The organism is Henriciella sp. (assembly GCF_029937755.1).
Lineage (GTDB): Bacteria > Pseudomonadota > Alphaproteobacteria > Caulobacterales > Hyphomonadaceae > Henriciella.
This window is the reverse complement of sequence record NZ_JAPYPG010000018.1, coordinates 1-9,514: the sequence shown is the minus strand read 5'-3', so window position 1 is coordinate 9,514 and position 9,514 is coordinate 1. Positions and strand designations below refer to the sequence as shown.

6 protein-coding genes and 2 pseudogenes are annotated in these 9,514 nt (G+C 57.0%); 7 read left to right on the top strand and 1 reads right to left on the bottom strand.

Features of this window, described 5'->3' with window-relative positions:
* Window positions 1-318: 318 nt before the first annotated feature.
* On the bottom strand, window positions 319-1,599 hold the full coding sequence (locus Q1K29_RS18290) for a hypothetical protein (protein WP_084396442.1): 1,281 nt from the start codon (window positions 1,597-1,599) through the stop codon (window positions 319-321).
* Between the two features lie 193 nt (window positions 1,600-1,792).
* Between Q1K29_RS18290 and Q1K29_RS18285 the strand changes: the two genes are divergently transcribed.
* The 7 genes and pseudogenes from Q1K29_RS18285 to Q1K29_RS18565 all read left to right on the top strand — a co-directional run.
* Window positions 1,793-4,180 (top strand): xylulose 5-phosphate 3-epimerase, encoded by a 2,388-nt coding sequence (locus Q1K29_RS18285; protein WP_084396443.1) that lies wholly within the window; start codon window positions 1,793-1,795, stop codon window positions 4,178-4,180.
* Entirely contained in the window at window positions 4,177-5,553 is a 1,377-nt protein-coding gene (locus tag Q1K29_RS18280; RefSeq protein WP_035551724.1) for an MBL fold metallo-hydrolase, read from the top strand. Before Q1K29_RS18285 ends, Q1K29_RS18280 begins: the two co-directional genes overlap by 4 nt.
* The gene (locus Q1K29_RS18275; RefSeq protein WP_119377457.1) at window positions 5,550-7,070 is read left to right on the top strand and encodes a thymidine phosphorylase family protein; all 1,521 of its coding nucleotides are present in this window, start codon (window positions 5,550-5,552) and stop codon (window positions 7,068-7,070) included. Before Q1K29_RS18280 ends, Q1K29_RS18275 begins: the two co-directional genes overlap by 4 nt.
* A gap of 3 nt (window positions 7,071-7,073) precedes the next feature.
* Window positions 7,074-7,934 (top strand): ribose-phosphate pyrophosphokinase, encoded by an 861-nt coding sequence (locus Q1K29_RS18270; protein ID WP_035551721.1) that lies wholly within the window; start codon window positions 7,074-7,076, stop codon window positions 7,932-7,934.
* 136 nt (window positions 7,935-8,070) lie between these two features.
* The gene (locus Q1K29_RS18265; RefSeq protein ID WP_035551720.1) at window positions 8,071-8,610 is read left to right on the top strand and encodes a hypothetical protein; all 540 of its coding nucleotides are present in this window, start codon (window positions 8,071-8,073) and stop codon (window positions 8,608-8,610) included.
* Window positions 8,611-9,131: 521 nt separating this feature from the next.
* Window positions 9,132-9,317: pseudogene (locus tag Q1K29_RS18570) on the top strand (two pore domain potassium channel family protein); the annotation flags it as partial.
* 78 nt (window positions 9,318-9,395) lie between these two features.
* Window positions 9,396-9,514 (top strand): annotated as a pseudogene (locus tag Q1K29_RS18565) (DUF305 domain-containing protein); the annotation flags it as partial.

The following is a 9,514-nucleotide window of genomic DNA, read 5'->3' as shown; positions in this document are numbered from 1 at the left end:
TCTCCATAACGACAGACTCTCAATTCAAATGCGGGACCAATCGGGGCTCAGGTCAATACCCGCGTTGAAGCAACGCCTTAGCGACACGCTTTTCAGGCGCGGCCAATGAGCCTTGTTTTGATCGCTTAGCCATTTCAAAAAACTAGCACAGATCTCTTAAGAGTTGATTTTTTGATTTTCTTCAACTCGTCCGAGTTGCGGACGATTTGGCTAATTGAACTCAGATTGGCGCTAAATCGAGAGGCAGCGATGAGCGCCCTAGTTAGAGCGTTTGGTGTGACTTCGCACCATTATCCGAAAACGAAGCATGCCAGATCATCAGAACTGATACACCGGCGCAAACCCGCCGCCGCTGGTGCGGAAGTTGGTCGTCTGTCCCTGATAAACGCGGGCAGCCAACAGCAGTGTTTTCCCGGCATAAGTGTAAAGCCGAACGTCATACTTCAGTGTTACCGGCTCTTGGTCGACAGTTACAGCGCGCACCGTCGGCGGGACCAGGGCTTGAGCAATATAATCCCCTTCCAGGATTGCCGACCAGACGCGTTTCGTCAGCTTGTCACCACGATAAGCAGCACGGCTGCCAAAACCCGCGGCGGGTTTAAAGAAGTATCCTCGCCGCGTCGCCCAAAGCTCATCAGCGACGTCTTCGGTAACGCGCCGCGTATCGGGGATCGCCGCAAGCACCTGTCGGTCTGCGTCATCCGCGCCAAACGATTTAAGCGAATCTGGATCGCTAAGCCAAATCAGGTTTCGTTTGTTGGCATAGAGCGCGTGGTGGCGCGGCGCCGGACTGATAACCACCGCCTCGTCGAGGAGCGCGGCGCGCAGATGTGCATGACCTGGCTCGGACAGATCAAAATCCGTTAGCCGATTATAGACCATGTCGATAGCTCTTCCACCGTGCGCAAGATCGCCGTTCTCATAGGTGAGCGCCTCGGGGTCAAGGATGAGGGTTTCGATGCCGTTGCGGGCCAACAAGTCTCTCGCGAGCACCATGTCCGGATAGAGATACTGCCCAGATGCGTCCTGATCGAGAATAGCCAACCTGCCCGGACGGCCCTCCCGTCCCGTCGCCTGCCACTCAGAGATGAAGCTTTCAACAAGGACTGCATCGATTGCGTCCGAATCCGCGAGACGCGCATCTCCGCAAGCCTCAGCATGTTTCGCCGCAGCGCGCTGGAGCTCGCTGACCAGGAAGGCTCCGCCGGCATTTGTATTTATCTCAATGAGTTTGGGTCCGTCTTCAGAGATGTGAAAATCGTATCCCATGAACAGACCGCGTGCGCCGGTCTGAGCGCTGAAAATATTATCATTTGAGCGTGCCAGGGCGACCTCTTGATAAGACGTCAGGGATGCCACCGCTTCAATTGCAGACACTTGCGCCTGCATCGCCCGCAGGTCCGATGGTGAGACAAAAACGGCCGTGGCCGCAAATAGATTGGGCCGCGCCGCCAGAAGCGCCGAGAGCTCATCATTGCCGGCATGATCCAAAATGGCTTCATCAAGATCGGCCCTGCCGAGCGTCATGCAAAAGCAGGACTTGTTGAGGGAAATCAAATCACTTGCGCCAGGCAGTTCGCAGGTTTTATCGCACCGCATCAAAACCCCTTTCTGGGCGAGACTGAACCATCACACTCATCGCCTTTCTCCTGCTTATAGGCTGCGTTTCTGGACCGCGAAAGCCAGCCTGAATCCACGCAAATCTGATCGTGAGGGTTTGCCCGCCACGCGCCGTATCAAGACTGCTCACCTGATTTTTGATGCGCGAACTGGCAGGGGGATATCGACGATCATGACAGAACAATGGACCAGCGGATATGGCGTGATCGTCCATGATACCGAGACGCAGCAGCGACTTCAGAGTATCTTGCAGAACGCCGACCGCGGGCTTTTGGCGCTCACACAAACCGAGGCCGCAGACGTGTTCTCGGCGACGGACAGACTCGCGAATGCGGCAATGTGGCTCATCGCGCACATGTCATATGCACGTCGCGTCGACCTGTCTGGCGCACCCCTGAAGGCGGGGGATTTCAAACCCTCGCCAGAAGGCCATATGGGCGGATCGTTTAACATGGCGATCGCATTTGCAGGCTATCTCGCCGCCAATGCGTTGAGTGGCCATACCCGTGCTTGGACCCTTGGGCAGGGTCATTGCGTCGCTGCAATTGAAGCCATCAACGCACTCACAGGCGATGTCTCAGCCGCGCAGCAAGGGCGCTATGATCGCAGTGAAGCAGGCCTTTCCCGGCTCGTCAGTGACTTTTACGGCTATGCGATCACCCCCGATGGCCGCCCCGGCGTGCCGCTCGGCAGCCACGTCAACCCGAATACAGCTGGCGGGTTGTCGGAAGGCGGGTATCTTGGATTCACCAGCCTGCAATATATCCACATGCCATTGCTGGGCGAGCGCCTTGTCGCCTTTCTGAGCGACGGCGCTTTCGAAGAGCAGCGCGGATCCGACTGGGCGCCGCGCTGGTGGCGCGCCAGCGATAGTGGTTTCGCCGTGCCTGCGATGGTGCTGAATGGCCGGCGGATCGAACAGCGTACCGAAATCAGTCAGGAAGGCGGACTTGATTGGTTAGTCAAGCATTTGACCTTAAGCGGGTTCGACCCAATCATTGTCGATGGCCATGATCCCCTCTCTTATGCATGGGGCATATTGGAAGCGGAGGCCCGGCTTTCAAAACTGAGCGATACGGACGGCCCCTACCCCGCGCGGCTGCCTTATCTGATTGCGCCCTGCATCAAGGGTTTTGGGTTTCCAGGGGCTGGGGGAAATAGCGCGCACAATCTCCCACTGGAAGGAAATCCGCGCACCAATAAGGGCGCACGCGTGCTCTTCAATGAAGGCGTACAAGCGCTCTACACACCGCCTGACATGCTTGATGATGCGGTCCGGACCCTAAGCGTCCACAAAATACAAAACCGCATGTTGGAAAGTCAGAACGCCCTCGCCGTTCGCAAGGTTTCTGATCCCGTATTGCCTAGGTCAGACGCGCGTTCGCTCGGCACCCCCCGCCCAAATTGCGCAATGGACGCGATCGATCAGTGTTTCACCGAAATTGTGCGCGCCAATCCGCATTTGCGGGTCCGCGTTGCAAACCCTGACGAGCTTCGCAGCAACCACATGCCGCTGACGCTCGAGATGCTCAAGCATCGGGTCAATGCGCCTGAGCCCGGCACGCCTGAATCCAAAAATGGTCGCCTCATCACGGCGCTGAATGAAGAGGCTGTGATAGCTGCAGCCCTTGGCAATAAGGGCGGGCTGAATCTCGCAGTGAGCTACGAGGCCTTCGCCATGAAGATGCTCGGCGCGCTGCGCCAGGAGATTATCTTCGCGCGTCGACAGAAAGAACTCGGTCAAATTCCGGGCTGGATCAGCGTCCCGCTTATTGCAACTTCGCATACTTGGGAAAATGCCAAGAATGAACAATCCCACCAGGACCCGACACTGCCCGAAGCGCTGCTCGGAGAAATGTCGGAGACCGCTCGGGTGATCTTCCCGGTCGACGCGCCAAGCGCTGCTGAAGCGCTGCGCAACATCTATCGTGGGCGCGGCGAAATCGCCTGCCTCGTGACACCGAAACGAGATGTCCCAAACCTTCTATCCGAAGAGGAAGCCGAACACGCGCTGGAAAATGGAGCGCTCCACATCGCCGGTGATATCATGGCAGCCGACATTCAATTGGTCGCGATCGGCGCTTATCAGGCTCACGAAGCCCTCGCCGCATTCCAGCGACTCACTGAACGCGGCGTGCCATGCTGTGTCACCTTGATCCTTGAACCGGGCAGGTTCCGCATGGGACGCGACGCAATGGAGCAGGCATTCACAGCGAGCGAAGACAGGCTTGAAGCCCTTTTCCCGCGCGGGCTGGCAAGAGTGCTGCTGACGCATACGCGGCCCGAACCGATGACGGGTGTGCTGAGACGACTGGATGGCGGGCCGGAACAATTGCGCGCGCTCGGCTACATTTCTCGCGGCGGAACATTTGATGTCGCAGGCATGCTGTTCGCCAATCGCTGCACCTGGGCTCATACTGTCGATGCCGCCATGGCGTTGCTGCCGAAAAAAACTCTCGATCTCCTTTCGGAGGATGAACGGCGCGCCATTGATGGGCAAGGCGATCCATCCGCTCTCGAGCGCTCAAAACCTGTCCTGCGCCGGGAGCACGCATCATGACCCTCACCCTGACCAGTCTTGGCGGGGCTGGAACCGTGACCGGCTCACGCCATCTTCTTGAATATGAAGGTCAGCGTATACTGATCGATTGTGGTCTGTTCCAGGGCTATAAGGCGTTGCGCCAGCGCAACTGGGCGCCCTTCCCGATTGATCCAAAATCCATCGACGCCATTGTCCTCACGCACGCCCACATTGATCATAGTGGTTATCTGCCAAAACTGGTCAGAGAAGGTTATCGCGGTCCCGTTTATTGCTCGAGCGCGACCAAGGATCTTTGCGGAATCCTGCTGCGCGACAGCGCGTATATTTCAGAACGAGACGCCGAGCGGGCCAACCGCCTTCGCTACACCCGCCACAAACCGGCTCAGCCACTTTATACGATCGCCGACGCCGAAGCGGCGATTGAAAAGCTCACCCCAATCGACTTTCACCAGGACGTTCATCTCGCGATTGGGGCCGATATCTATTTACGCCGCGCCGGGCATATTCTTGGGGCATCGACCGTTGAAGTCCGTTGGGGCGGCAAAACCATTATCTTTTCTGGTGACCTTGGCCGCTATGACGACCCTTTCATGTTTGACCCTGAGCCGGTGCAAAATGCCGATTACGTCGTCATAGAGTCCACCTATGGAGATCGCACTCATCCGAAGCTCGATCCCATGGAACAGCTGGGTGACGTGATTGCACGCACCGCCAGGCGCGGCGGGACAGTGGTTATTCCAGCCTTTGCGGTCGGGCGCGCTCAACTCATTCTCTACCATATCTGGATGCTCAAAAAAGCGGGACGGCTCGAGAATGTCGCGATCTATCTCGACAGCCCAATGGCGATAAACGCAACTGAACTTCTCTGCACACACCTCGATGATCACAGATTTGCGCGGCAGGTTTGTGAAGAGACTTGCGCGATTGCGACTTATGCGCGTGACGTCGACGCTTCAAAAGCCATTACCAATGATCTGATGCCAAAGGTTGTGATCGCAGCGAGCGGTATGATCACAGGCGGCCGCGTTCTGCACCATATTCAGGCATTTGGTGGAGACCGGAAAAATACGATCCTGTTTGCTGGATATCAGGCCGGTGGCACGCGTGGAGACAAGATTCTCAAGGGCGCAAGCAAGGTCAAAATGTTCGGCCACGACGTTCATATCGGCGCCGAGATCGCCAGCCTGCCCGCTTTGTCAGCCCATGCGGATGCCGACGAGCTGATCTCCTGGCTTGGCGGCTTTGAAAAGCGTCCGGCAAAAGCATTTATTGTTCACGGCGAACCCGATGCATCAGAGGCGCTAAGCACGCGTATGCAGGATGAGCTCGGCTGGCGCACTGATGTTGTTGCCATCGAGAAGGCCTATGAGCTTGGAAGCGGCGACGAATGACGCAGGATAATCAACCCCACGCCGCCACGACCCTGTCCGCGCGACGCCTGAAATGGCATGCTCAGGACGAAGCGATCATTCTAATGCGGACCGACTGCCCGGTCTGCCGTTCAGAAGGACTGACGTCGCGCGCCCGTGTGCTGATCAGTTGCGACGGGCGGGACGTGGTCGCGACCCTGCACCAGATCGACGATGATTGGCTGGCCCTTAGCGAGGCTGGTCTTTCTGAAGCGGCTTGGAGCCGGCTTGGTGCCGAGCCCGGCGCAGATCTTAAAGTCAGCCACGCTCCAACGCTTCGGTCTCTCTCTGATGTGCGTCAACGGATGACCGGCAAACGGCTGCCAAGCGATGGATTTGACCGGATCGTGACTGATATCGCCGCCGGACTGTATTCTGATATTCATCTGGCCGCCTTTATCTCAGCCTGTTCCACGCTGAGCCTCGACATAGACGAAATCACCTCGCTGACCGGCGCCATGGTGAACGTCGGAGAGCAACTCGACTGGAATACCGACATGGTCATCGACAAACACTGCGTGGGCGGCCTACCCGGAAATCGCACGACGCCGATTGTTGTTGCGATCTTGGCCAGCCTGGGTTTGACGGTCCCAAAGACCTCCTCGCGCGCCATCACATCGCCCGCCGGAACTGCAGATACGATGGAGACGCTCACCCAAGTCGATCTGTCACTGCCAGACATCAGGCGGGTTGTTGAAACGGAAGGTGGATGCCTTGCCTGGGGCGGCGCGGTCCAGCTCAGCCCGGCCGATGATATTCTCATCCGCATTGAACGGGCCCTCGACATCGACGCCGAAGGTCAGCTGATCGCGTCTGTTTTGTCAAAGAAGATCGCCGCCGGCGCGAGCCATGTGGTGCTCGACTTGCCCGTCGGACCAACCGCTAAACTGCGTAGTGCTGCCGGTGCCCGCGCCCTTGCCCAGCACATGACGATCGTTGCACGTGGGTTTGGCCTCAAGACCCATTGCGTGTTCAGCGACGGGCTCCAACCCGTCGGGCGCGGCATCGGACCGGCGCTCGAAGCCTGGGACGTGCTCAGGGTCTTGCAAAGAAGCAAAAGCGCGCCGCCAGATCTTCGCGAACGGGCGCTGACGCTGGCTGGCGCCGCCCTTGAACTTGCGGGCCGTGCCAAACCGGATACCGGAGCGGCCATGGCTCAGGACGCGCTCGACAATGGATCTGCCTGGTCGAAGTTTCAGGCCATATGCGCCGCTCAAGGCGGTTTGCGCGAACCACCACGCGCAGCGCAAACTGCGCCCGTCGCGGCAATTCGGTCAGGGGTCTTGAAAGCAATCGATAATAGAAAGCTCTCCAGGCTCGCAAAACTTGCTGGTGCTCCCGAACGCCCGGCCGCTGGTCTGACCGTTCACAAACGCCTAGGCGAACAAATCACGATTGGTGAGCCGCTTCTCACCATCCACGCAGAGGCGTCGGGCGAGATCGACTATGCCATGAGCTACGCTCACGCCAATGCCGGCCTCTTCACCATTGAGGGTTAACCCATGACGATTTACATTCCGCTTCCCGGTAATGAAGCTATGGCTTCTGAGCTTGCCAAAATCACAAGTTCTGAACTTGGCACCCTTGAACACCGCAGATTCCCGGACGAAGAGACCTATGTGCGCCTCACCTCAGATGTCTCTGGAAAAGCAGTCGAACTGGTTTGCACGCTCGCCCGGCCTGACCCGCAATTGCCAGGACTTCTTTTTGCCGCTTATACAGCGCGCGAGCTTGGCGCCACATCGGTTGGGCTGATTGCCCCCTACCTTGCCTATATGCGTCAGGATAAGAGATTTTCAGACGGCGAGTCTGTGTCATCAGGACACTTTGCCAGATTGCTCTCAGGTGCGTTTGAAAGGGTGGTCACCGTCGATCCGCATTTGCACCGCATCCACGATCTCAATGACGTTTTTTCAATCAATACAAAGGTTGTGCACGCCGCCCCGGCACTGTCCGATTGGATCAAGGCCCATGTCGACAAGCCGCTCATCATTGGCCCGGACGCTGAGAGCGAGCAATGGGTGTCCGACGTGGCCGACCGAGCGAGCGCCCCGCATCTTGTGCTCTCCAAAGTCCGCCATGGCGACCGCAATGTAGAAGTGACAGCGCCTGGCCTTAAAAACTGGACCGGCCATCAACCCGTTCTTGTCGACGACATTGCCTCTTCCGGGCGAACCATGATGGAAGCGGCCCGCCACTTTGAGACCGCTGGCTTTGCAAAACCGGTCTGCGTGATCGTCCATCCGCTCTTTGCCGGCAATGCCTATGAGGACCTTAAGTCTGTCTCGACACGTGTCGTATCGACCAATGCGGTCCAACATGCCTCAAATGAGATTTCGATCACGCCCTTACTGATCGGCTAGCCGCTGCAAAGAGGGCGCGCAGTTTGACCGGTCCCAACGGTCTTTTTGATAGAAATCAAACCGGCAGGGTCGCCATGCTTTATCAAACAAACCGGCTTTGGAAAAAAACGCCTGACCGTGTCACGGTCAGGCCTTCATGGAGTGTGTCATGAAACACAAAGCTACACGTCTTATCTCAACCTTGCTCACCACTTCGTTACTCCTGACGAGCATTGCCGCAGCTGAAACCCCAAACCCTCAGCTGGAAAAAGAACCAGCGGCACACATGACAGAGCGCGACGGCGTTCGACTGCACCTTGGCCTACGCAGCAGGATGCAAGAACACGATCTTGACGGTGACAGTCTACTCAGCCGCGCAGAGTTTGATGCCTGGCACAGCGCGAATTTCGCGCTGATGGATGCCGATGGCGACGGTCTGACGCTTGAGGATTTTCAAGGCGCGCAGCTCGGACCAGGCCCCTATGGCGCCGGCCATCATGCGCGCCGGGCGAAAATGCGTGAGCAGGCCGACCTGCGCAAGAAAGCACGTTTCCGACTCATGGACAGCGACGGCGACGGTGTTGTGACCCTCAGCGAGCATGACGCATTCACCGAGCACGTCTTTCTGGAAGCAGACGCCGATGATGATGGGTATCTCACTTTTCAGGAGCTCCAGCAGCACAATCGCGGCATGTAAGGCATACCAATCGGTTAAGTCCTACTGACCTCGGCGACAGTATTGCCGAGGTCAGCAACCCGTTTTCAGAGCAACGCCGCTATTGAGCCCGTTTTAGCTACTCGCCTTAACACCGAATGAAGCAAGCTTAACATCGCACTAAAATCCGCAATACGCATACGCGGCCGCCAGTTCGTCCCCCTAGTGCATGATCTACATCCCGATGTTTCTTTGCATGAGTCGCATCCATTTTGCAAAAAGTCTGACAAATCAATCCACGACCCACGCGCGAACGGATGAGCGGTTAGGTTGTGCTTTTATCTTCACGCCGCCCTTCAAAACCTGTCAGTATCGTCAATTTACTTGCCACGTGTATTTCTGAGCTTAAAAGCGAGCGCTGATGAAAACGCTGGCCAGACGCTCAGTTCGGCTTGAGGAAGATAAACGGCGCTGGCTCATCCAACGCCCAAGGATATTCGTCATCACCGGCGATATCGTCCCAATATAATTCGCCGGTTTCGCAGCCTTGATGAACTGGGAAATCCCTCGTCAACTACGCATCGCTTGGGCTGGGCGATATCTATCCAACCGGACATTCACGGTTCCTGGCCGGACTGGAAACACTCAATGGTTTCCTGCTGATTTCGTGCTCGGCATCATTCATTTTCCTCCTGATGCGAAACCAAATGGATGGTCCAATTACAGGCGGAATTCAAAAATCGGATTAACTCGGAACCTGTTCACACACTTCTCCGTTAGTCGTGGAAATACCCCACCACTGTATAAGGAGGATGTTGAAAGTGGATATGAAGAACAGTTATTGGCGGTTTGGCGCAATGATCATCACATCGATGATCGTGATGTTTGGACTGATGTACCTCAACACCTATGCGTGGGAGCATGTTCGCTGGAGCGAGACACGCTT

What these genes read in the sequence shown, in the direction of transcription:
- Q1K29_RS18265 (WP_035551720.1), top strand. Translation starts at nt 8,071, where the DNA reads ATGGAGTGTGTCATGAAACACAAAGCTACACGTCTTATCTCAACCTTG.
- Q1K29_RS18275 (WP_119377457.1), top strand. Translation starts at nt 5,550, where the DNA reads ATGACGCAGGATAATCAACCCCACGCCGCCACGACCCTGTCCGCGCGA.
- Q1K29_RS18280 (WP_035551724.1), top strand. Translation starts at nt 4,177, where the DNA reads ATGACCCTCACCCTGACCAGTCTTGGCGGGGCTGGAACCGTGACCGGC.
- Q1K29_RS18285 (WP_084396443.1), top strand. Translation starts at nt 1,793, where the DNA reads ATGACAGAACAATGGACCAGCGGATATGGCGTGATCGTCCATGATACC.
- Q1K29_RS18270 (WP_035551721.1), top strand. Translation starts at nt 7,074, where the DNA reads ATGACGATTTACATTCCGCTTCCCGGTAATGAAGCTATGGCTTCTGAG.
- Q1K29_RS18290 (WP_084396442.1), bottom strand. Translation starts at nt 1,599, where the DNA reads ATGCGGTGCGATAAAACCTGCGAACTGCCTGGCGCAAGTGATTTGATT.